Source organism: Streptomyces sp. NPDC087440 (assembly GCF_044744005.1).
Classification (GTDB): Bacteria; Actinomycetota; Actinomycetes; order Streptomycetales; family Streptomycetaceae; genus Streptomyces.
Map to the genome: position 1 here is coordinate 1 of NZ_JBIUXN010000029.1, position 22889 is coordinate 22889.

At 71.8% G+C, this 22889-nt stretch carries 20 protein-coding genes; 5 read left to right on the forward strand and 15 right to left on the reverse strand.

Annotation, left to right across the window (positions count from 1 at the left end; translation table 11 throughout):
- Positions 1-336 precede the first annotated feature (336 nt).
- The 6 genes from ACIO3O_RS38070 to ACIO3O_RS38095 form a co-directional block, all read right to left on the reverse strand.
- The gene (locus tag ACIO3O_RS38070; RefSeq protein WP_401753968.1) at positions 337-1521 is read right to left on the reverse strand and encodes a YncE family protein; all 1185 of its coding nucleotides are present in this window, start codon (positions 1519-1521) and stop codon (positions 337-339) included.
- Positions 1518-2450: a polysaccharide deacetylase family protein gene (locus ACIO3O_RS38075; protein ID WP_401753971.1), complete on the reverse strand. Its 933-nt coding sequence runs from the start codon at positions 2448-2450 to the stop codon at positions 1518-1520. Before ACIO3O_RS38075 ends, ACIO3O_RS38070 begins: the two co-directional genes overlap by 4 nt.
- 530 nt (positions 2451-2980) lie before the next feature.
- Complete coding sequence (locus ACIO3O_RS38080) at positions 2981-3490, reverse strand: ATP-binding protein (protein ID WP_401753974.1); 510 nt, start codon at positions 3488-3490, stop codon at positions 2981-2983.
- A 249-nt stretch (positions 3491-3739) separates the two neighbouring features.
- Entirely contained in the window at positions 3740-4507 is a 768-nt protein-coding gene (locus tag ACIO3O_RS38085; protein WP_401753976.1) for an enoyl-CoA hydratase/isomerase family protein, read from the reverse strand.
- A 97-nt stretch (positions 4508-4604) separates the two neighbouring features.
- Positions 4605-5861, reverse strand: coding sequence for an Ig-like domain-containing protein (locus ACIO3O_RS38090; protein ID WP_401753979.1), 1257 nt, complete (start codon positions 5859-5861; stop codon positions 4605-4607).
- Between the two features lie 219 nt (positions 5862-6080).
- Positions 6081-7310, reverse strand: coding sequence for an Ig-like domain-containing protein (locus tag ACIO3O_RS38095; protein ID WP_401753982.1), 1230 nt, complete (start codon positions 7308-7310; stop codon positions 6081-6083).
- Positions 7311-7491: 181 nt separating this feature from the next.
- On the opposite strand from ACIO3O_RS38095, the gene glgX reads away from it, so the two are divergent.
- A complete protein-coding gene (gene glgX / locus ACIO3O_RS38100) occupies positions 7492-9780 on the forward strand; it encodes a glycogen debranching protein GlgX (RefSeq protein WP_401753985.1) in 2289 nt (762 codons plus the stop codon).
- Between the two features lie 24 nt (positions 9781-9804).
- Here glgX and ACIO3O_RS38105 read toward each other — a convergent pair whose 3' ends face one another.
- The 5 genes from ACIO3O_RS38105 to ACIO3O_RS38125 all read right to left on the reverse strand — a co-directional run bounded on the left by ACIO3O_RS38105 (position 9805) and on the right by ACIO3O_RS38125 (position 14987).
- A complete protein-coding gene (locus ACIO3O_RS38105; RefSeq protein WP_401753986.1) occupies positions 9805-11088 on the reverse strand; it encodes a hypothetical protein in 1284 nt (427 codons plus the stop codon).
- 201 nt (positions 11089-11289) lie between these two features.
- The gene (locus ACIO3O_RS38110; protein ID WP_401753989.1) at positions 11290-11952 is read right to left on the reverse strand and encodes a response regulator; all 663 of its coding nucleotides are present in this window, start codon (positions 11950-11952) and stop codon (positions 11290-11292) included.
- Positions 11945-13156 (reverse strand): sensor histidine kinase, encoded by a 1212-nt coding sequence (locus ACIO3O_RS38115; RefSeq protein ID WP_401753991.1) that lies wholly within the window; start codon positions 13154-13156, stop codon positions 11945-11947. The genes ACIO3O_RS38110 and ACIO3O_RS38115 overlap by 8 nt, the downstream gene beginning before the upstream one ends.
- 25 nt (positions 13157-13181) lie before the next feature.
- Complete coding sequence (locus tag ACIO3O_RS38120; RefSeq protein WP_401753993.1) at positions 13182-13967, reverse strand: ABC transporter permease; 786 nt, start codon at positions 13965-13967, stop codon at positions 13182-13184.
- A 3-nt stretch (positions 13968-13970) separates the two neighbouring features.
- Complete coding sequence (locus ACIO3O_RS38125) at positions 13971-14987, reverse strand: ATP-binding cassette domain-containing protein (protein WP_401753996.1); 1017 nt, start codon at positions 14985-14987, stop codon at positions 13971-13973.
- 336 nt (positions 14988-15323) lie between these two features.
- Here ACIO3O_RS38125 and ACIO3O_RS38130 point away from each other — a divergent pair, with 336 nt between their 5' ends.
- Positions 15324-17117, forward strand: a complete 1794-nt coding sequence (locus tag ACIO3O_RS38130; protein WP_401754187.1) for an ABC transporter ATP-binding protein — start codon at positions 15324-15326, stop codon at positions 17115-17117.
- Between the two features lie 32 nt (positions 17118-17149).
- Positions 17150-18979 carry an ABC transporter ATP-binding protein gene (locus ACIO3O_RS38135; RefSeq protein WP_401754190.1) on the forward strand — a complete coding sequence of 610 codons (1830 nt, stop codon included), beginning with the start codon at positions 17150-17152 and terminating at the stop codon, positions 18977-18979.
- A gap of 77 nt (positions 18980-19056) precedes the next feature.
- Here ACIO3O_RS38135 and ACIO3O_RS38140 read toward each other — a convergent pair whose 3' ends face one another.
- From ACIO3O_RS38140 to ACIO3O_RS38150, 3 genes are all read right to left on the reverse strand, one after another.
- Positions 19057-20217, reverse strand: a complete 1161-nt coding sequence (locus ACIO3O_RS38140) for an NYN domain-containing protein (RefSeq protein WP_401753999.1) — start codon at positions 20215-20217, stop codon at positions 19057-19059.
- Positions 20218-20430: 213 nt separating this feature from the next.
- Positions 20431-20643: a hypothetical protein gene (locus ACIO3O_RS38145; RefSeq protein ID WP_401754001.1), complete on the reverse strand. Its 213-nt coding sequence runs from the start codon at positions 20641-20643 to the stop codon at positions 20431-20433.
- Positions 20640-21080 (reverse strand): hypothetical protein, encoded by a 441-nt coding sequence (locus ACIO3O_RS38150; RefSeq protein ID WP_401754003.1) that lies wholly within the window; start codon positions 21078-21080, stop codon positions 20640-20642. Before ACIO3O_RS38150 ends, ACIO3O_RS38145 begins: the two co-directional genes overlap by 4 nt.
- Positions 21081-21283: 203 nt before the next feature.
- Here ACIO3O_RS38150 and ACIO3O_RS38155 point away from each other — a divergent pair, with 203 nt between their 5' ends.
- Together ACIO3O_RS38155 and ACIO3O_RS38160 are read left to right on the forward strand one after the other, a co-directional pair.
- On the forward strand, positions 21284-22120 hold the full coding sequence (locus ACIO3O_RS38155) for a Scr1 family TA system antitoxin-like transcriptional regulator (protein ID WP_401754006.1): 837 nt from the start codon (positions 21284-21286) through the stop codon (positions 22118-22120).
- On the forward strand, positions 22113-22328 hold the full coding sequence (locus tag ACIO3O_RS38160) for a DUF397 domain-containing protein (protein ID WP_401754009.1): 216 nt from the start codon (positions 22113-22115) through the stop codon (positions 22326-22328). Before ACIO3O_RS38155 ends, ACIO3O_RS38160 begins: the two co-directional genes overlap by 8 nt.
- 48 nt (positions 22329-22376) lie before the next feature.
- On the opposite strand, the gene ACIO3O_RS38165 is transcribed toward ACIO3O_RS38160, so the two are convergent.
- Positions 22377-22874 (reverse strand): MarR family winged helix-turn-helix transcriptional regulator, encoded by a 498-nt coding sequence (locus tag ACIO3O_RS38165; protein ID WP_401754011.1) that lies wholly within the window; start codon positions 22872-22874, stop codon positions 22377-22379.
- Between the last annotated feature and the right edge of the window lie 15 nt (positions 22875-22889).

The window sequence follows — 22889 nt, forward strand, 5'->3', positions numbered from 1 at the left end:
GGGGGGGGGGGGGGGGGGGGGGGGGGGGGGGGGGGGGGGGGGGGGGGGGGGGGGGGGGGGGGGGGGGGGGGGGGGGGGGGGGGGGGGGGGGGGCGCCCCCCCCGGGGGTTCGTGCCGGGGGCGCTGCCCCCGGGCCCCCGGTTTTCGCCCCGGCCCCGCCCCTTCACCTAAACCCGCGGGGCAATTGGGGGATCCGTGCGGGTGAGTGGGTGGCTGATCGCGCAGTTCCCCGCGCCCCTGAAGGGGCACGGACAGGCGGCAGGGCGCCAGGAGATCGCGCGCACGCGGCGGAGCCGCAAATCGGCACAGCCCCGCGCCCCTGACGGGGCGCTGGTGTTAGCGGAAGATTCCGGTGTGGCCGAGGGAGTAGCGGCCCGGTTGGGGGTAGACGGCGAGGCCGTGGGGGCCGTCGCCGACCGGGATGCGGGCGAGTTGGCGGCCGGTGGTGGTGTCGATGGCGTAGACCTCGGAGTCGTAGCGGCCGGCCAGCCAGAGGACCTTGCCGTCGGCGGAGACACCGCCCATGTCGGGGCTGCCGCCGTCGGGGAGGTGCCACTTCTTGGTGAGTTTGTTCTGGGCGAAGTTGAAGACGGAGATGGAGCCTTCGCCTCGGTTCGGGACGTACATCTCCTGGGAGTCGCGGGAGATGTAGAGGCCGTGGCAGCCCTTGCCGGTGGGGAGGAGCTTGGGGGTGGTGAACTTCTCCCCGTCGAGGACCCACATGCCGTGGGCCATCATGTCGGCGATGTAGAAGGTCTTGCCGTCGGGGGAGATTTTGACGTCCTGGGGCATGGCTCCCTCGAAGGGGAGTTTCTGTTGCCCGATGACCTTCATCTTCTCGGTGTCGACCTTGAGGAGTTCGCCGGAGAACTCGCAGGAGACGACGAAGTAGCGGCCGTCGGCGGAGAAGTCGGCGTGGTTGACGCCCGCGCAGGTGACGGGTTCCGTCTTGACGCGGTTCATGGTGTGGGGGTCGCGGAAGACCAGTTCGCGGTCCATGGAGGCCATGACGATGGCGTGCTTGCCGTTCGGGGTGAAGTAGAGGTTGTACGGGTCGTGGACCTCGACGGGGTTTCCTGCCTTGCCGTTGGCGGGGTTGATGGGGGTGAGGGAGTGGCCGCGGTTGTTGTTCACCCAGAGGGTTTTCATGTCCCAGGAGGGGACCACGTGCTGGGGCTGGATGCCGACGGGGATCGTCTCGATGACCTTGTAGGTCTTGGGGTCGATGACCGAGACCGTGTTGGAGTTGGTGTTGGGGACGTAGACGCGGGCCGGGAAGTTGCGGGCGACCGGGGCGATGTTGCCGGGGCGGTTGGCCGCGTAGATGTCGTTCGGGTTCTGGACCGGGGGCATGCCGGGGAGGCCCGCCGGGATCGCCTTCTTGGGGTGGGCCGGCGGGGCGGCCGCCTTCGTGCCGAGGGCTTCCACGTTGTCCTTGCCGCCGGGGTCGGCGCAGGCCGCCAGGGTGGAGAGGAGGATTCCCGTGAGGACGAGGGTGCGGGTGCGGGGAGGGCGGGTCATGGGGTCAGCAGCTCCGTGGTGGTGACCGCGCGCAGACCGCGGCGGTGGAGGTCGTCGAGGAGGGCGGGCAGCGCGGCGACCGTGTCCGCGTAGCCGAAGTGCAGGCTCACCACGGATCCGTTGCGGATCTCCCCGGCGACCTTGCGGGTGACGGCCGTCGCGCCGGGCGAGGTGAAGTCGAGGGAGTCCACGTCGTAGGAGAGGACATGGGGGTAGCCCGCGCGGGCGGCGAGGCGCTGGATGCGCGGGGTCGCGTACTGCGTGCGGGACGGGCGGAACCAGGTGCCGATGGAGCCGGTGAGGCGGCGCAGGCGGCGGGCGCAGTCGGTGATCTCGCGCAGGGCCTCGGCCTCGGACATGTCCGTGATCGTGAGGTGGCGTTGGGTGTGGTTGCCCAGGTCATGGCCGCCGTCGAGGATCCGGCGGGCCATCTCCGGGTGCTCGTCGAGCCAGCTGCCGACGGCGAGGACGGTGACGTGGGCCCCGGCACGTTCCGCCTGGGTGAGGAGGGTGCGCGCGATGGCGGGGTCGCCCTGGCCGTGGAAGGTGAGGGCGACGGCGGGGCGGTCGCGGGGGCCGTGGTCGATCTGGGCGGGGTGGCCGGGGAAGCGGCGGGGGGCGGGGGCGGCCCGGGGGCGGGTGCGGCCGCCGGGGGCTCCGGGGCCCGCTGTGCTCCCTGTGCCTGCTGTACTCCCTGTGCCCGCTGTACTCCCTGTGCCGGTCGGGCCGCCCGTGCCCGTCATGCCGTCCGGGCCGGAGGGGGCGGCCGGGTGGGTGGGGGTGGTCGTGCCCGTGCCGTCGGTGCGGGTGAGGGGCGGCGCGGAGGCCGGGCGCGAGGTGCAGGCCGTGGCCAGGGCTGCGGTCAGGGCGGCACCTGTTCCGGCGCGCAACAGGGTGCGGCGGTCGGTCGGTGGTGCGATGGGGCTCACCTCGCCGGTGTCGGGTGGGGCGACGGGCGGGGGCGGGCGCGCCCCGGGTGAGCACCATAAGTGTGACAAGCACAGAATCTGACGATTAGTCCGATGAGGGCGTTTCGGGGCCATCGGGCCGCCGGATCACCAGGGCGGCGGGGCAGCAGGGCAGCGGGGCAGCGACGCGAATCGTCGGCGGGCCGTGCGCGAGGCGGCGCCTGACCCCGGAAACGCCAGAAGCCCCCAGGCGCCGGGGTGAGGCGCTCTGCGGGGGCTTCCGAGGGGGCCGAGGAGCGGAAGGGGTGTGCTCCAGGGCCTGAGTGACGAACTCGCCCGGGTCAATGGGGTTCGTGTCTCCGACTATGGCAGACAGGTGGCTTCAAGCCAAAAGTCCTTACTCGGACAAAGCGCACAAAAGCGTACAGTTTAGAGGTGAATCGTTGGTGAGTTGGACCACTGACCTGGGTTTTGTTGCATAAGTATGGGATTCGATGAGTGAATCATCGATGACACATGGCTGAACGTGAGGCTTTGAGTACGACAGGAACTCAGCGCTCGCGGTCCACGACCCGCATCTCGAACCAGGTCGTCTTGCCGCGCGGCAGCAGGTCCACGCCCCACCGGTCGGAGAGCTTGTCCACGAGGAACAGGCCCCGGCCGCTCACATCCAGCTCGCCCACCGGCATCAGACACGGCAGCCCGCGCGAGGGGTCGCGCACCTCGATACGGATCCAGCCCCTGCGGCGCAGCATCTTCAGCCCGAAGACGCGCGCGCCCGTGTGCCGCACCGCGTTGCCGACCAGCTCCGAGACGAGCAGGACGGCGAACTCCGAGACCTGCGCGGACAGCCCCCACTTGTGCTGCACCACCCACAGCGTGAGCCGGCGCGCGGTGCCCGCCGACTCGCCCAGCGAGGGCAGCCTCACCTCGCCCTCCGTCGGATCCCCGAACGTCTCCCGCTCCCCGCGCGTACGTTCGCACTCGACGGCCGGCAGCCAGCGCGCAGCGGTCGCCTGCCCCTGCTGCCGCGGCTCCTCCATACCCTCCAGGCCCGCCATGCCCCCATCATGGCCGCCGCCGGGACGCCACGGGGTGTTCCGGGAGAAACAATCCCCCGGAACACCCCTCCCCCGGGGCGGCTCCTGACATGTGCCGGAGGCAATGGCGGCCTCCGAAGGCGGCTCTGACCTGCGATGACTTGCCGCACGCAAGTGATCACCCGGAGTGCGGGCCGCGCGCACCTTAAGCCCCTCTTAAGGCTGCGCTAACCCTCACCGGCGCGTGACCCGTCGTCAATTGGCCATTCCTCAGAGGAACTTGGCCTTTCCGGGCCCCTCCTCCACGAAGGAGCGCATGCCGCGCTCGCGGTCCTCGGTGGCGAACAGGCCCGCGAACCACGTGCGTTCGATCGCGAGGCCGGTCTCCAGGTCCGTCTCCAGGCCCGTGTCGATGGACTCCTTCGCGGCGCGCAGCGCGAGCGCCGGGCCCTGGGCCAGCTTCGCGGCCCAGGCGTGCGCCTGCTCGTACACCTCGGCGGCGGGGACGACGCGGTCGACCAGGCCGAGGCTCAGGGCCTCGTCCGCCTTGACCATGCGGCCGGTGAAGATGAGGTCCTTGGCCTTGGACGGGCCGACCAGGCGGGACAGGCGCTGGGTGCCGCCCGCTCCCGGGATCAGGCCGAGCAGGATCTCGGGCTGGCCGAGCTTGGCGTTGTCGGCGGCGATGCGGAAGTCCGCGCACAGGGCCAACTCGCAGCCGCCGCCGAGCGCGTAGCCGGTGACGGCGGCGACGACGGGCTTGGGGATGCGGGCGACGGCGGTGAAGGACTCCTGGAGGGCGCGGGAGCGGACCACCATCGCGGTGTGGTCCATCGCCTGCATCTCCTTGATGTCCGCGCCCGCCGCGAACACCTTCTCGCCGCCGTGGATCACGACGGCGCGGACGTCCTCGCGGCGGGTCGCCTCGTCGGCGAGTTCGCGCAGCCGGTCCTGGGTGGCGACGTCGAGGGCGTTCATCGGGGGGCGGTCGAGGCGGATGGTGCCGACGCCGGAGGTGACTTCGAGGGTGACTGTCATACGGGGAGGTTAGCGGCCGTTCACGACACGGAAACGGGTGCGGGCCCGGTGCACTTGGTCACAGTGCGCCGGGCCCGTACACGTACCGCCGGTGGAACTACTTCGTCCAGTCCGCCCAGGACATGTTCCAGCCGTTGAGGCCGTTCTCCGGGGCGATCTGCTTGTCGCGCGAGTTCTTGACGATCACGACGTCGCCGATCATCGAGCGCTCCCAGAACCAGCCCGCCGGGGTGCCGCTGTCGCCCGCGCCGCGCACGTCGCGCAGACCGACGCAGCCGTGGCTGACGTTGGCGGTGCCGAAGGTGCCGGAGCCCGCCCAGTAGTTGCCGTGGATGAAGGTGCCGGAGTCCGACAGGCGCATCGCGTTGGGGACGTCCTTGATGTCGTACTCGCCGCCGAAGCCGACGGTGGCGCCGTTCATGCGGGTCACCTTGAGCTTCTCGGAGATGACCATCTCGCCGTTGTACGTCGTCGTGGACGGCGCGCCCGCGGTGATCGGGATCGTGCGGATCGTCTTGCCGTCGCGGACGACCTTCATGGTGTGGTTCTTGGCGTCGACGGTGGAGACCTGGCTGCGGCCGACGGTGAACTTCACGGTGCGGGTCTGCTTGCCGTAGACACCCTTGCGGCCCTCGACGCCGTCCAGGTTGATCTTGACGGTGACCTTGGTGCCGGGCTCCCAGTACTTCTCCGGGCGGAAGTCCAGGCGGTCGTTGCCGAACCAGTGGCCCTCGATCGGCACGGACGGCTCGGCCGTCACCTTGATCGCGTTCTTGACCGCGTCGGGCGAGGTGATGCCCCGGCTGAAGCGGAAGGACACCGGCATGCCGACGCCGACCGTGGAGCCGTTCTCCGGGCGGAAGTCGCCGATGAAGGTGTTCTTCGGGACGAGCGTGGTGAAGCTGGTGTCCTGCGCGGAGGCGCGGCCCTCGGTGTCCTTCGCGAGCGCGTGCACCTTGTACGTGGTGCTGGCCGCGAGGTGGTGGGTCGGCTCCCAGCCCGCGCCGTCGGCGGAGATCTTGCCCGCGATCTCATTGCCCTTGGTGTCGGTGACCTTGACCTCGGCCAGCTTGCCCTTGTCGGCGGTGACCTTCAGGGTGCCGCTGGTGGCGACGTCCTTGGCGCCGTTCTTCGGGGCGACGGTCACGACGGCCTGGGAGGCCTTGGTGTCCGCCTTGCCCGGCTGCTGCTTCTCCTTCTCGGCGGGGCCCTTGTCCCCGCCGCCGCACGCGGTGACGAGGAGCAGCAGGGCACCGAGCACGAGCGCGAGCAGCGCCCGGCCGCCGTTCCCCCGTATCGCCCGGCGTCCTGTGGATGCCCGGACCTCGAAGGTCTGGACCGGCTGGCTGTTCAATGTGGAATTCTCCCCTCGCGCACGGCCTGACCAGGCCCGCACCCCCGTACGCAACTACCGCGCACACTGCGCTAGATAATCACACCGGGTACGGTGGGGACTCCCCGGAAATGTCACCGTTCCGTTCCAAGTGACGGGCCGGTGTCAGGCGGGTGGCCTGCGGATACGTCGCGGGCCACGACGGTGGTGCGCCGTGGCCCGCGAGCGTCGGCTGAGGGATCAGCGCAGGGCGGAGCCCGCCGTCCACTGGTCCCATCCCATGTTCCAGCCGCCGAGGCCGTTGTCGGGAGCGACATTTCGGTCGGTCGAGTTCACCACTTCGACCACGTCGCCGATCAGCGTCCGGTCGAAGAACCAGCCCGCCGGGGTGGACTGGCTGCCGCCCTTCACGTCCCGCAGGCCGATGCAGCCGTGACTGGTGTTGCTGGAGCCGAAGACGCCGCGCGCCCAGTAGTTGCCGTGCAGGAAGGTGCCCGAGGAGGTGAGGCGGATGGCGTGCGGGACGTCCGCGATGTCGTACTCGCCGCCGAAGCCGACGGTGCGGCCGTTCATCCGGGTCACGTCCTGCATCTCGGTGACCACCATCTTTCCGTTGTACGTGGGGTTCTTGGCGTCGCCCGCGCTGATCGGGACCTCGCTGAGGACCTCGCCGTCGCGGGTGACGGTCATGGTGTGCGCGTCGGCGTCCACGAGGGAGGTCTGGTGGCGGCCGACGGTGAAGCCGACCGTCTTGTTCTGGATGCCGTAGACGCCGGGGGCGGCCTGGACGTCGCGCAGCCGGATGTCGGTGGTGACGCGGGTGCCCGGCTTCCAGTACGTACGCGGCCGGAAGTCGAGCCTCTCCTTGCCGAACCAGTGCCCGACGACCGGCACGGCGGGCTGGGCGGTGACGCGGATGGCGCGCTCGACGGCCGCCCGGTCGCGGATGGGCCGGTTGAAGGAGAAGGAGACGATCATTCCGGTGCCGACGGTGGAGCGGTTCTCGGGCTTGAAGTACCCGATGAAGCGTTCCTCGGGGACGAACGTGGTGAAGGAGGTGGTACGGGCCTGCCGCTTGCCGTCCTCGTCGACGGCGACCGCGTGCACGGTGTACTTGGCGGCCAGCACGAGCCGCGCCGAGGGGTCGGTGGCGTCCGGCTGCCAGGAGGTGCCGTCGGCGCTGATCCGTCCCCGTACCTCCTGCCGTTCGGAGTCCTCGACGCGCAGCACCTTCACCCGCTCCAGGCGGCCCTCGGGGACGCTCACCTCCAGCGGCGAGCCGGCCTTCACGTCGCGGGCGTTGTCCTCGGGGAGGACCCGGATGGCCTCCTCCGGCGTCAGGGGTGCGCCGTCGAACCAGGAGCCGATGCCGCCGGAGCAGCCGGTGAGGGAGAGGAGCAGGAGGGCGGCGAGTCCGGTCCGCAGGACGTGCTTCACCGGGCGTCCGGCTTTCGGGGCCGGGTGTCTCACGCTTGCCGGGGCTGTGTGTCTCACGTTCGGGCCAACGACCAGCGGCCTGCGGGGGAAACGTGAGTGCGAGCGCCACTCTGGGCATGACAGCAGGAAGGACCTCATGTGGAGAGCCTGGCGGCCGGGACGCCGCTGTGCCTCTCGACTCGCCGGTCCCCGACGAGCCGCAGGAGGCTGACAGGTGTCGAGCGCACCCGAGAGCGCACCCGAGCGAGACGTGCAGGTGGTACGTGCAGGTGAGGCGCTCCACGGCCCCCCTGACGGGGCTGCCACCAGGGCCGTGCACGAGAACGGCGGCCGCAGGCAGCCCGGCGAGAGCCCCCGGCCACCCGTGTGGCCGGGGGCTCCGAACCCCCTGGGGGCCCGGTTCCGGGTCGGCCCGGACGGGGTGGCGGGCACCAACTTCGCGCTGTGGGCGGGGGGTGCGGAGGCCGTCGAGCTGTGCCTGTTCGACGCGGCGGGAGCGGAGACGCGGTGCCCGCTGAGCGAGCTGACGCACGAAGTGTGGCACGGCTTCGTGCCGGGAGTGCGGCCGGGGCAGCGGTACGGGTTCCGGGTGCACGGCCGCTGGGACCCGTGGACGGGTGCCCGGTGGAATCCGGCGAAGCTGCTCCTCGATCCGTACGCGAGGGCCGTCGACGGGGACTTCGGGCTCCCCCCGCAGGTGTACGCGCACGTCCGGGACTGGCCGCAGCAGCATGTCGCGGACACCGTGCGCGACGAGCGGGACTCCGCGCCGTACGTCCCCAAGGGAGTGGTCGTCCATGACGACGACGACTGGGTGGACGACCGGCGGCCGAAGACCCCCTGGGCGGACTCCGTCATCTACGAACTGCACGTGCGCGGCTTCACCATGCGCCACCCGGGGATTCCGGAGGAGCTGCGGGGTACGTACGCGGGTCTGGCGCATCCGGCCGCGATCGACCATCTCGTACGCCTCGGAGTGACGGCCGTCGAACTCCTCCCGGTGCACCAGTTCGCCCACGAGGACCACCTGCTGCGCCGGGGCCTGAAGAACTACTGGGGCTACAACTCCATCGGCTACTTCGCCCCGCACGCGGCGTACGCGGCCTCGGGCACGGCCGGGCAGCAGGTCGGCGAGTTCAAGCGGATGGTGCAGGCGCTGCACGCGGCCGGGATCGAGGTCATCCTCGACGTGGTCTACAACCACACGGCGGAGGCGGGCGAGCTGGGTCCGATGCTCTCGATGCGGGGCATCGACAACCGGGGCTACTACCGGCTCCAGGACGACGCGCGCCGCTACGCGGACTACACGGGCTGCGGCAACACCTTGCACGTCGTCCAGCCGCACGTGCTGCGCCTCATCACGGATTCCCTCCGCTACTGGGTCAACGAGATGGGGGTGGACGGCTTCCGCTTCGACCTGGCGGCGGCGCTGGCCCGCTCGATGCACGACGTGGACATGCTCTCCCCGTTCCTCGCGGTGATCGCGCAGGACCCCACCCTGCGCCGGGTGAAGCTGATCGCCGAGCCGTGGGACGTGGGCAGCGGCGGCTACCAGGTGGGCGCCTTCCCGCCCCTGTGGACGGAGTGGAACGACCGCTACCGGGACGCGGTGCGGGACTTCTGGCGGGGTGCGCTGCCGGACGTACGGGACCTGGGCTATCGGCTGTCGGGGTCGAGCGACCTGTACGCGTGGGGCGGCCGCAGGCCCTACGCCTCGGTCAACTTCGTGACGGCGCACGACGGTTACACCCTGCGGGACCTGGTCTCGTACGAGCAGAAGCACAACGCGGCCAACGGCGAGGGCAACCGCGACGGCACCCACGACAACCGCTCCTGGAACTGCGGCGAGGAGGGCGAGACCGACGACGCCTCCGTCCTGTCCCTGCGGCGGCGGCAACTGCGTAACCTCGTCACCACCCTGCTCCTGTCCACCGGCGTCCCGATGCTGGTCGCGGGCGACGAGATGGGGCGCACGCAGGGCGGCAACAACAACGCCTACTGCCAGGACAACGAGACCAGCTGGCTGGACTGGTCACTGCTGGACCAGCCGCAGTGGCGCGCCCTCTTCGACCTCACCTCCCGCCTCCTGGCCCTGCGCCACGCCCACCCGGTGCTGCGCCGCCGCGCCTTCTTCTCGGGGCGGCCCCAAGGGGCGGACGGGCTGCGGGACTTGGCGTGGTTCACGGTGCGGGGCGAGGAGATGACGCAGGACGACTGGTACGCGCCGACGTCCACCCTGGGCATGTACCTCTCCGGGACGGACATCCCGGGGCGGGACGCGCGGGGCCTGCCGATAGAGGACGACAGCTTCCTCGCGGTGCTGCACGCGGGCGCGGACCCGGTGGAGTTCACCCTGCCGGGGGAGCCGTGGGCGGCGTCGTACGAGGTGGTCGTGGACACGTCGGCGGAGGAGCAGGGGGCGTTGGCGGGGGTACGGCACGCGGGTGGTGCGGTGGTTTCGGTGGCGGGGCGGTCGGTGGTGCTGATGCGGGTGGGGCGGTGACGGCGGGGCGCTGACGACGGGGGCTCAGACCTCCTGGACGGAGTCGGGGTCGACCGGGGTGGAGGTGATGAGGTAGCAGGTGTACTCGCCCTCGATGGTGTTGAGGCCGCCGTCGGGGCCGCCCATGTGGGTGGACCACTGGCTCCAGCCGTGCGTCGTGTGGTTGCCCGCGGGGCGTGCCTCGGCACGCCAGCGGGGGGCGGCGGAGGTGAAGAGGGCGGTGCAGCGGTCGGCCGCGATGGCGTGTCCGTCGTCGGTGGTGATGCGTTCCCGGGTGGACTTCCTGACCTTGATCTGGCCGAGGACGCGCAGGTCGTGCGGGCCACGGGCGCAGTCGGCCCGGCGCACCAGGGCGAGGCTGTCCAGGCCGGTGTCGGTGGTGGCGCAGGCGCCGGGCTTCAGGCCGGTCAGGAGGGTCAGGGCGCGGGTGGCGTCCTCGGTGCGCTCGCCCGGGGGGACCGGTGGGCCGGTGGTGGTGCCGTAGTGCGTGAAGCGCAGTTCGGCGTGGAGGGAGAGCTCCTCGCCGGTGGTGCCCTCGCGCTCGGCGAGCAGGGGGGTGAGGTCGGCGGTGGCCCTGGTCAGGCGGCCGTTCGGGTCGAGGTCGACGGTGAGCGGGATGTTCAGGGGGCGGGTCTTCGCCACCGCGGGTTCGGGCGAGTCCCGGAGGGTGAGGCCCTTCGGCAGGAGTGACGCGGCGACGCCGCCGTCGGCGCTCAGCGTGTAGCGGCGGGCGCCGTCGGGGAGGGTGCGGGGCGGGGCCGTCGGGAACGAGCCGAAGACTGTGTCGGCGAGGGTGCCTCCGTACGGGGTGACCGAGCCGGCGCGCTCGTTGAAGCCCCCGGTGGCCCGGGCGAACTCCTGGGGAGCGCCGGAGCGGTAGCGCAGCCAGGTGCCGTGCAGGGTGCGGTAGAAGACGTCGCTGCCCTGGACGGCGTACCCGTGGCGCTTGCGGCCGGGCCGGCTGCCGTAGAGGTCGGCGACGGCTGCGGGGAACGCGTCGGGGACGGTGACGGTGCGGTTGGCGTGGGCGACGGTACGGGCGAAGGACTGGTCGCCCGTCGTCCGGTCGACGAGTTCGGCGGTACGGGAGCGCCAGGTGAGGGTGGAGGTGAAGCGGGCGGAACCGGCGGCCTTGGTGGCCCTGCCCGCCGCGACCAGTTGGTCGGCCGGGCGCAGGGAGTAGACCGGGTGCGGGGCACGCTCCCCGCCCTCGCCGGTCGCGCCGCAGGCGGTCGCGGCCAGCAGGGTGACGCCGAGCGCCACGGCTGCGGCTGAGGTCGCGGGCCTGCGCGCGTACGGCTTCTTCATCGGTCCCCGCTCCGTCCGGTCGCGACCGCCGCCAGGGTGGCGAGGGATCGGCCGGGGATCTTACGTCGGCGCCCGGGGTGCCGCATCCCCGTGGACATTCGGGCCACATCGGTCTGAAGGCACGGCAGTTGGGCTCAGGGAGAGCGGCTGCCCAGGCGTAGGGGTGAACAGCACTGTCGGAGCCCGGTGTTCGGTCGGGGGTCAGCCCAGGATTCCGCGTTCGTAGCCCGTGGCGACCGCTGCTGCCCGGTCGTTGACGGACAGCTTCGCGTAGAGGTGGGTGAGGTGGGTCTTCACCGTGGCCTCGCTGATGAAGAGGATGCGGGCGATCTCGCGGTTCGAGGTGCCCTTGGCGACCAGGCGCAGGACGTCCAGTTCGCGGGTGGAGAGCGGGGAGTCGGAGGCCGGGGAGGCGGGGCGGGGGTTGCGGACCTGGGTGACCAGGCGGGTGGCGACCGCCGGGGAGAGGACCGTGCGGCCCGCGGCGGCGGCGCGGACGGCGGTGAAGAGTTCGTCGCGGGGGGCGTCCTTGAGGAGGTAGCCGGTCGCGCCCGCCTCGATCGCGGGGAGGGTGTCGGTGTCCGTGTCGTACGTGGTGAGGACCAGGACCTTGGAGGGGATGCGGCGGCGGGTGAGTTCGGTGATGGCGGCCACTCCCCCGCCGCCCGGCATGCGGAGGTCCATGAGGATCACGTCGGGGGCCAGGCGTGCGGCCAGCTCGACGCCCTCGGGGCCGCTTTCGGCCTCGCCGAGGACCTCGAAGCCGGGGGCGGCGGCGAACATGCCGCGCAGGCCGTCCCGTACGACGGGGTGGTCGTCCACGAGGAGGAGGGTGATCACGGGGGCGTCGGTGTGCTCAGGCATGGTCGACCAACGGTACGCGGGCCGATATCGCCGTGCCGTAGCCGGGTTCGGACTCGATGTCGACGGTGCCCGCGAGGCGTTCGGCGCGGGCGCGCATGCCGGTGAGGCCGAAGCCGATGGCGGTGTCGGCGGCGAGGTCGAAGCCCCGGCCGTCGTCGCGGACGTCGAGGGCGATCTCGTCCCCCAGGTAGGAGAGGGTGACGCCGACCCGGGTGGCGTGGGCGTGCTTGGCGGTGTTGGTGAGGGCTTCCTGGGCGATACGGAGCAGGGTCGCCTGGATCTCGTCGTGCAGGGGGTCGGCCGTGCCGGTGACCGTGAACTCGGCGGGTACGGCGGCCGATTGGGACCAGTCGGCGACAGTCTTCTTCAGGGCCCCGGGGAGATCGTCGTGGGCCAGGGCCGCGGGGCTCAGGTTGCGCACCGAGCGGCGGGCCTCGCCGAGGCCGGTGCGGGCGAGGGTGGTGGCGCGGTCCAGGTGGGTCTGGGCGGTGCTGCGGTCGGGGCTGTCGGTGGCGGCCTGGAGCTGGGTGACGATGCCGGTGAGGGCCTGCGCGATGGTGTCGTGGATCTCGGCGGCGAGGCGGCGGCGCTCGTCGGAGACCCCGGCTTCCCGGGCCTGGACGACGAGTTGGTCGTGCAGGGCGGCGTTCTCGGCGAGGGCCGCCTCCAGACGGGTGTTGGCCTCTTCGAGGGCCGCGATGGTGTCGGCCTTCTTCTGCCGGTCCATCTCGGCCTTGTGGCCGAAGCGTTCGAAGGTCAGCGCGAGGGAGATGTGCAGGACGAACAGCGCGGCGAACAGCAGCGGGGTGCCGACGGACTGCCCGTACGCCATGGTGATCGCCGTGGCCAGCAGGCCGATCCGGCCCCGTCGGATGCCCAGCATGTCGTGGGAGTCGAAGTAGCCGAGCACCGCGTAGATGGAGAAGAAGGGGTTGAGGAAGGTGAGGGCGAAGGCGAGGACCGTACGGAGGGCGTAGTAGACGGCCGAACTCGTGGTGGCTTCGCCGGGCCGGAAGACACCGGCGCGACCGGCCCAGGTGTGCAGGACCAGTGCCGCGCCGACCACGGGGCCCAGGGCGTACACCTCGCCGTCCGTCATGCCCAGGTCGTCGATCGTGCACAGGGCGATCGTCAGCGCGAGGGCCAGCATGCCGTACGGCCCCCAGCGGAAGATCCTCTCCCGCAGCTCGTCCTCGATGTGCATCGCCCGCTCCCCCGGTCCCATGCGCCTACTCCCAGCGGAACCAGCGCGTCGCCGCACCGGTGAGGCCCGCCGCCCACAGGGCCATGATTCCCAGGTGCTGCCATTCGGGCCAGCTTCCGAGCATCGCCCGGTTCATCGCTTGGGACGCCGCACCGAATGGGGTGAGGCCGACGATGGTCTGGAGCAGGTCCGGCATCGTCTGCACCGGCAGCCAGACGCCGGAGGTGAACATCATCAGGATGAAGACGACGGAACCAATCGCGGTGGCCGCCTTGGTGGTGGCCGCGACGGCGGAGAGGGTCGAGCCGAGGGCGAGCGCGCAGGCGATCATCAGGAGCACGGCCAGGAGGTAGCCGGGCTGCGAGAACGGCAGCGGCACCCCGAAGGCCAGCCTGCCCACGGTGATCGCGAGCAGCGCGGAGGTGATCATCGCCGCCCCGTGCAGGGCGAACTGGGCGCCCAGGATGGCCAGGGGCCGCACCGGGGTGGTGGACAGGCGGCGCAGGATGCCGCGTTCGCGGTAGCTGGTGAGGACCGGCGGCATGGCCTGGAGGGAGGCCATGATCATGCCGAGGAGTACGGCGACGGGGACGTAGAGGTCGATGACGCGGCGGCCGCCGAGCTCCGGGCTGGCCTCCCGGAAGGACGGGATGAGGCCGAGGATCACCAGGAGGATCGTCGGGAAGCCCAGGATCCAGAACAGCGAGCCGGGCTCGCGGAGGAAGAGCCGCCCCTCCGCCTTGAGGACGGCGGCGAGGGCGGGTCCGCCGAGGACACGGGCGGGTGCGGGGGCGGGGGCTGCGGTCGTCATGGTTCAGGCGCCCTTTCCGGTGGTCGTGACGGTAGTCGTGGCGGTGGACGTGACGGTGGTCGTGGCGGCGGTCGTTGCGGCGGTCGCGGCGGCGGTCGCGGCGTTGGTCTCGCGCTCTTCGGTCAGGTCGAGGAAGGCGTCGTCCAACGTGGCGTCGGTGACACGCAGGTGGCGGGCGGTGACGCGGTGCCGGGCGAGCAGGGTGATGACGGCGTTCACCGTGGCGTCGGTGCCGGTGATGGTGAGCTGCTCGCTCCGGTTCTCGACGGTGGCGACCTCGGGCAGGGCGGCCAGGTCCGCCGGGTCCAGCGGGCGGGACGGGGTGAAGGTGATGACGGTGGAGCCGGCAGAGCGGCGGATCAGGCCGGACGGTGAGTCCAGGGCCGCGACCCGGCCCTTGTCGATCACCGCGATGCGGTCGCAGAGGCGCTGGGCCTCCTCCATGAAGTGGGTGACCAGCAGGACGGTGACGCCCTGGTTGCGTACGTCCTCGATGAGCTGCCAGGTGTCGCGGCGGGCCCGCGGGTCCAGCCCGGTGGTCAGCTCGTCCAGGACGACGACGCGGGGGTTGCCGATCAGGGCGAGCGCGATGGACAGGCGCTGCTTCTGGCCGCCGGACAGCTTGGCGAAGCGGGTGGTCAACTTCGTTACCAGGCCCAGGCGTTCGGCGAGGGCGTGCCAGTCGGCGGGGTGGGGGTAGAAGGAGGAGTACAGCTCCAGCGCCTCGCGGACCAGGATCTTGGGCTGGAGTTCGCTCTCCTGGAGCTGGGCGCCCAGGAGGCGGGTGACCTTCTCGTGGTCGGCGACGGGGTCGAGCCCGGCGACCCGGACGGTGCCGGAGTCGGGGGCGCGCAGTCCGGAGACGCACTCGACGGTGGTGGTCTTGCCCGCGCCGTTGGGGCCGAGGATGCCGAAGATCTCGCCCTCCTCGACGGTGAAGGAGACACCGTCGACGACCGTGCGGCCGGTGTAGCTCTTGCGGAGGTCCGTGACCTCGACGAGCGGTGTGTTCTGAGGCATGGCACGAGCATCGCCGTGCGCGGGGCGCGCCGGTATCGGCCAACGCGCTCCCCGGGGGCATCAACCGATCGGTTGATGCCGACGCCGGTCGGCTGATCCGTCCCGTACGACCCGGAGGGGGTCAAGGGGTCGCAGGGATCTCGTACGGCCTCCCGCCCGCCGGGGGAGGGACGTGCTGCTCTGCGCCCCCGAATACTCACTGGGCGACGGCGTCCCCTCCTCGTACCCTCGTGTCCGATGAGCGATACACGCACCGCCCCAGAGCCAGTGGCCGACCCGGGATCGGATGCTTCCGGGTCCGCCGACGAGAGACCCGAAGCCCGGCAGCGATCCTCCCTGCGGGTCCTGCTGCGGCTCTGGCCGTACGTCCGGCCGGTGCGAATACGCTGGGGCAGTGCGGCAGTTGTCGCGATTGTGGCGTCCTGTCTGAGTCTGGTGTTCCCGCTCGTACTGAAGTGGATCGTCGACGGTCCGGTCGCCGACCGGGACCCGGGCGGGGTGTGGCTGGGCGCGGCGGCGCTGCTGGTGCTGGGCATCGTGGAGGCGGTGCTGTTCGGCTTCCGGCGGTGGCTGGTGGCCCGGCCGCTGGCGGGGGTGGAGGCCCGGCTGCGGGCGGATCTGTACCGGCATGTGCAGCGGCTGCCGGTGGCGTTCCACGACACGTGGGCGTCCGGGCAGGTGCTGTCGCGCGGGACGACGGATCTGATGCTGATCCGGATGTTCCTGGCGTTCCCGCTCACCTTCCTGATCGTGAACGGGACGACGATCCTGGCCGGGTTCGTGATCCTGCTGGTGCAGGAGTGGACGCTCGGGCTGGTGCTGCTGGTGCCGGTGGTTCCGCTGATGGTTCTGCTCTCGGTGTTCGAGGCGAAGTACGCGCTGGTGGCGCGGAAGGCGCAGGACCAGGTCGGCGATCTGACGACGGTGGTCGAGGAGAGCGTCCTCGGCATCCGGATCATCAAGGGCTTCGGGCGGCACCAGGCGCAGTCGCGGGCGTTCCGCGAGCTCTCGCAGGAGCTGCGGGGCACGGAGCTGCTCAAGGCGCGGCTGCTCGCGGGCATCTGGGCGATGATCACGTTCATCCCGGAGGCGGCGATCGGGGCGGCGCTGGTGCTGGGCACGATCCAGGTGGCGGACGGGGGTCTGTCCGCCGGAACCCTGGTGGCGTTCTTGTCGACGGCGCTGGCGCTGCGGTGGCCGGTGGAATCGATCGGCTTCCTGCTGGCCATGACGCAGGAGGCGGCGACGGCGACGGAGCGGTTCTTCGAGGTGATGGACGCCGAGGAGGAGACGGAGGATTCCGCTCCCGAGGGGGCCCCGGCCGCAGACGCCTCGTCCGTACCGGCCGTCCGCGACGGCCTCCGCTTCGCGGGGGTGGAGTTCCGCTACCCGGACGCCGAGCCCGGTTCCGTACCCCTGCTGCAACGCATCGACCTGCACATCCGCCCCGGCGAGACCCTGGCGCTGGTCGGCGCGACGGGTTCCGGCAAGACGACGCTGACGGCGCTCGTGCCCCGGCTGCACGAGGCGACCGGTGGGCGGATCACGCTCGACGGGCGGGACGTCACCGCGATGCCGCGCGAGGAGCTGCGGCGGCTGGTGTCGGTGGCGTTCGAGGAGCCGACGCTGTTCTCGGCGTCGGTCGGCGAGAACGTGCTGATGGGCGCGGGCCCGGACGCCGGGGACGCGGAGCTGCGGCGCGCGCTCGCCGTCGCCCAGGCCGACTTCGTACACCGGCTGCCGCACGGTGCGGACACGCAGGTCGGTGAGCAGGGGCTCAGTCTGTCCGGTGGTCAGCGGCAGCGGCTGGCGCTGGCGCGGGCGGTGGTCGGGGAGCCGAGGTTCCTCGTCCTGGACGATCCGCTGTCGGCGCTGGACGTGCACACGGAGGCCCTGGTGGAGGCGGCGCTGCGGCGGGTGCTGGAGGACACGACGGCGCTGGTCGTCGCGCACCGGCCGTCGACGGTGCTGCTGGCGGACCGGGTGGCGCTGCTGTCCGGCGGGCGGATCACCGCGGTCGGCACGCACCAGGAACTGCTGCGGGACAGCGCGGAGTACGCCTGGCTGATGTCGGGCGAGCGGGCGGCCGGGGAGGCCGACGCAACGATCCACGAGGGGGCGGACGCGTGACCACCATCGACCAGGAGAAGCCCACGAGGGTCGTGGACGACGCCGAGGAGATACGGACCCAGGCCGCCGACGACCCCTTCGACAAGGACGACCTCCCCTCCCCGCCCGGCGCGACCGGCCGCCTGCTGCGCTCCCTGCTGCGCGCGGGCCGGGGCCGGGTGGCGCTCGGGGTGTTCCTGCTGCTGCTCCAGCAGGTGGCCGTGCAGGCGGGCCCGCTGCTCGTGGCGTACGCGATCGACCGGGGCGTGCCCGCGTTCCGGCAGGAGAACTACGGGCCGCTGATCGCGGTCGCGGTCGGCTACCTGGTCTGCTCGGCGGCGGCCGGGGTCCTCCAGTACGCGTTCCTGATGGTGTCGGCCCGCCTCAACCAGGACGTCCTGCTCGACCTGCGCGGGCGCATCTTCCGCCATGCGCAGGCGCTGAGCGTGGACTTCCACGAGCGCTACACCTCGGGGCGGCTGATCTCCCGCTCGACCACGGACGTCGAGTCCCTGCGCGAACTGCTGTCGGAGGGCCTGCAAGAACTCATCGGCGTGGTCCTGTCCTTCGTCTCCATCTCGATCATGCTGCTGTGGCTGGACCTGGGTCTGGGCGGGGTGGCGGTGGCGTCGTTCGTCCCGCTGTATCTGCTGATACGGATGTACCGGCGCCGGGTCGGGGTGGTGTTCGGGGCGCGGTCGACGGCCGTGGCGGCGGTGATCGTGAAGTTCGCGGAGACGCTGAACGGGATCCGGCCGGTGCGGGCCTTCCGCCGCGAGAAGGCGAACGACGAGACCTTCGCCGCGCTCAACCGCACCCACGAACTCACCAACGGGGACAGCCTGTTGGAGATGGCCCGGTACGTCACCTGCTCGCGTCTGGTCGCGAACACGGCGGTGGCGGGCATCGTGCTGTGGGGTGCGTACCGGGTGGCCTCGGACACGCTCGCGCTGGGCGTCCTGGCGGCGGCGGTCCTCTACCTCCGCCGTCTCTACGACCCCATCGACCGCCTGGGCATGTTCCTGAACTCCTACCAGTCGGCGGCGGCGTCGCTGGAGAAGATCGCGGGCCTGCTGGCCCAGACGCCGACGGTGCCGGAGCCTGCCGCGCCGCAGGAGCTGCCGGAGAACGGCTCGTCGACGTACCCCGGCCGGGAGGTCGTCTTCGAGGACGTCCGCTTCGCCTACCGCACCGGTGGCGAGGTGCTGCCCCGCTTCGACCTGACGCTGCCCGCCGGGCAGACGGTGGCGGTGGTCGGCTCCACCGGAGCGGGCAAGTCCACTCTCGCGAAGCTGCTGGCCCGCTTCTACGACCCGACGGACGGCCGGGTCCTGCTGGACGGGGTCGACCTGCGCTCGCTGCCGATCCCGGAACTGCGGCGGGGCGTGGTCATGGTCACCCAGGAGGCCTTCCTCTTCTCGGGCACGGTCGCGGAGAACATCGCGATCGGCCGCCCGGAGGCGACCCGCGAGGACATCGAGCAGGCGGCGAAGGCGATCGGGGCGCACGAGTTCATCGCGGGCCTGCCGGACGGCTACGACACGGACGTCCGCAAGCGGGGCGGCCGGATCTCGGCGGGCCAGCGCCAGTTGGTGGCCTTCGCCCGCGCCCTCCTGGCCGACCCGGCCGTCCTCATCCTCGACGAGGCGACCAGCTCGCTGGACGTGCCCGGCGAGCGGGCGGTGCAGCATGCGATGCACACGGTGCTGAAGGGCCGTACCGCCGTGGTCATCGCGCACCGCCTCTCGACGGTGGAGGTCGCGGACCGGGTGCTGGTGATGGAGCGGGGCCGGGTGGTCGAGGACGGCTCTCCGGCCGAGTTGATCGGCGGCGAGGGCCGCTTCGCGGATCTGCACCGGGCGTGGCGGGACAGTCTGGTCTAGGCAGAACGGGCGGGGTCCCGGCGTGCTGTCGCACCGGGACCCCGCCCGCCTGCGGGGTTCACCCCCGTCCGCGGTGTTCACCCCCGTCGGCAGGTGCCGCACGTCGTGCGCCGCCGCAGGTGGTAGGAGTACGTCGCCGCGCCGAGGCCCAGGCCCCACACCACCCAGAACAGCATCGGCCCGTTCGTGCCCCACATCTGCGCGTCCATGCCGCTGCGGAGGTTCATCAGCCCGCCGGGCACCAGCACCAGCGCCACGAGCGACGCGGGCACGATCGCGGTGCGGGGGTCCACCGGCCTGCCCGCCCTGAACCACACCCACCGGGGCCACACCTCGCCCCACCGGCTGACGAGTCCGTGGGTGAGCAGGCTGCCCACCGTGGACAGGATGCCGAGCCCCAGCCCGATGGTGAGCATCCCCGGGGTGTCCTGCATCTCCTTCAGGAACGCGTCCGTGATGCCCAGCGGCAGGCCGAAGTACCAGGCGAGCCGGGTGAGGTCGTACGGAATCGTGGCGAGCACCGCCACCCACACGGCCTTGCGCCCCCAGCTCAGGGCCCGGTCCGGCCGGGTCCACGCGGCGGCGGCCCGTTCGCCGCGTCCGCAGCTGGTGCAGCGGTCGGCGGTACGGCGCTGGTGGGCGAGGGTGGCCAGGGCCCAGAGGAGTCCGCCGACGAAGACCAGGACGAGGTGGTCCCGGTGCCAGTACAGGAGGTCTTCGAGCCCGCCCTGCGGCCCGGGGAGTCCGGTGAACGCGAACACCACGAGGAGCGGTCCGAACGCCACCAGCATGATCAGCGTGTAGTCCGGGATCGCGAGGGCCAGGAGTCCGGCCGCCACCCACCCGAAGCCCACCAGCGCGGCCCGCACCCTCCGGGACACCGCCCGCCCCGACCGCTGCTGACGCCACATCAGGACGCCGACGCCCACCGCCACCGCGCAGAAGGCGGCCAGGGCCGGTGAGACGACCCCGACCGGACTCGGGTCCAGCACCGAGGCCGAGGCCCGGTCCTCGTGCACCCGGGCGAAGGGGTACCCGGCCCCGCCGAGCGCCCAGTACACGTGAGCGGCCCCGTACAGCACGGACCAGACCATCGCGGCGGGCAGCGACCAACGCGGCCACCGGGACCACAACCGCCGGAACCGGCCGGGACCCGTGGCCCGGGCGGGGGTCCTCCGGGCCGGCGCCGGAGCCGGGCTGGTCACGTGCAGCCTGCGCCTCGTCGTACTACTGACCATGATCGACAGCCTCCTCGTGGAGCTCCACCGCTCCGACCCGACAAGGCTGTCAAGCACGGTGTCCGCAGGACATCCGCCGTTCAGCAGATCCGGCCCGCCCCGGCCTCTGCCGGTCGGCAGAGGCCGGGGCGGGTACGCGCCCTCACCCCACCGGGCCCTGATTGCCGTACCGGGCGGTCGTGGCGTGCCACTCCCGGGTGCCGCCGAGCCGGTTCACCACCGGTCGAACAGCCTGCGCCACCGGTTGCACTCCGCGACGCGCTCACTCAACTCCCCCAAGGACGAACCGACTTCATCACCCGCACGCGGTTTCGGCTCACGCACCAACGGCACGGGCCGACCCTGCCGGTCGAGGAGCAGCGCCCCGTCCGTGCCGTACGCGGCGATCAGCTCCGCCAGCCGGGCACGGGCCTCGCTCCGCGTCACCGGGACGCGCCCCGGGCCAGCACGGTCGCGAGCCGGCGGGCGGCAGCCGGGGGTACGACGCCCAGGTCGACCAGGACGGGCCCGTCGGGTTCGCCCGGCCGCCTGACCCCGAGCGCACGCAGCCCCAGGGCGGCGGCGTCGAGGGCGCGGCGCAGGCTTCGTACGGACTCCTCGGCGTCCCGGAGCGGGTCGACGCCGTGCGGGGCCGCGACGGCGGGCGGCGGGCCGAAGGCGTCGATCATCGCGGCGGCAGCGTCGGCCCGCACGGGGTCGATGTCGACGTACGCGCGGCCACCGACCGGCACACCGGCCCGCATCGGCAGGTAGAAGCCCCGGGCGAGGAGCGAGAGGTGGAGTTCGTCGGCGAGTTGGGCTGCGATGCGGGTGGCGTCCTCGGCCGGAGTCGCTTCCCGACTCCCCTTGGAGTTTTGCGGCATATTCGATCCTTTGTACCAATACGCGGAGTTTCTCCAATTCCCCTCCAGCGTGGCCGAGTTGGCCCTACCGTGGAAGGAATCCGGGGACCAACCTCTCCGCCGGGCGCAACGGCATATGCGCAAGCACCTCACCTGCGGAGACTCCCCCGATCCCCCCAGGACCAGCCGCCTGGTCCGAGACCCGGAGAGCCGGTGAGGCCGCGATGAGCGACACCCCTGCCAGCGACGAGCCCAAGCCGAAGCTCACCTTCGGCGAAGCACTGCGGGACGCGCGCGAGCTGCACCTGCCGGACAAGTGGACGCAGGCCCAACTGGCCCGCGCCGCGCGCACGTCGAAGTCGACGATCTCGCGGCTGGAGAACAACGTGCCGCCCATCCCGCCCCACCTGCCCGCCGTGTTCGATCAACTCTTCGGCACGGACGGCCTGTTCCAGCGGCTGTACGACGAGAACCGGGCCGACAGCTTTCCGGCGAGGTATCGCAGGGCGATGGAGCTGGAGGCGAAGGCGGTGGTGATCGATGAGTACGCGGGTCACATGGTCCCCGGCCTGTGCCAGACCTCCGAGTACGCGCTCGCCCTGCTGCGGGCAGGCAGCCCACGTGCCCCCGAAGCGGAACTGCGGCGTGCGGCCACGGCTCGCGTACGCCGTCAGTCGATCCTCACCGCGCCCAACCCGCCGGACCTGTCCGTGATTCTGGACGAGGCGGTCGTACGTCGCCCCGTCGGCGGACCGGCCGTCATGCGCGGCCAACTCGCCGCGCTCCTTCGGGTCGGACAACTCCCCCACATCAACGTGCAAGTGGCGGAGTTCTCCCACGGCGAGCACGGCCTACTGGGTGGATCGCTGATCCTGTTCACCCTGCCGGACGGCAAGCAGGCCGCGTACGAGGAGGGCATCACCACTGCCAGCCTCGACGAGGAATCGGAATCGGTTCGACGGCACAGACATGCCTACGATTGCCTACGCGGCGACGCGCTGTCCGCGCGCGACTCGCGCGAGATGCTCCGAACCTTGATGGAGGCCCTACCCAATGAGTGAACTCCGGTCCCTGTGGGTCAAGTCGTCCTACAGCAACACCGACGGCGGCAGTTGCGTCGAATGGATGCCCAGCGCCGCCACCGCAGGGCACGGCCCCGTGCCCGTCCGTGACAGCAAGTCGCCCGACGGCCCCGTACTCGCCGTGCCCGCCCCCGCGTGGACCTCGTTCGTCGACGCGCTCAAGGGAAGCGATCCGCTCGGGCGGTGAAGGCGGCCAGGGGCCCGGCATCCTCGCGTGAGGGTGCCGGGCCCCTTCCTATGCCGCGCCCCGCGTCTTCCTCGCGCGCGGCTCGGCGCCGTCGGAGAGGTGACGTACGACGACCTCGCCGATCTCCGCGAAGGCGGCCTGCTGCTCGGGGGTGAGGAGGTCGATGAAGTTGCGGCGTACGGACGCGACGTGCAGCGGCGCGGCTTCCTCCAGGGTGCGCAGTCCGTCCGCCGTGAGGACAACCTCGGCACACCGGGCGTCGCTCGCGCAGCCCTCGCGCACGACGAGCCCCCGCTGCTGCATACGCGTCAGATGGTGCGAGAGGCGACTGCGCGACCAGAGCATGCGCTCCGCCAACTCGCTGATCCGGCAACGGTTCTCGGCGGCGAAGCTCAGGTGGGAGAGGACGTCGTAGTCGGCGTCGGAGAGACCGCTGTCGGCGGCCAGGTCGCGGGAGACCTGCGCGCCGAGCAGGAGCTGCATGCGGCGGTAGGCCTGCCAGGTGCGCTGTTCGGCGTCGGTCAGCCAGCGGGGTTCGGAAGTCACGGGTACGAGCCTACC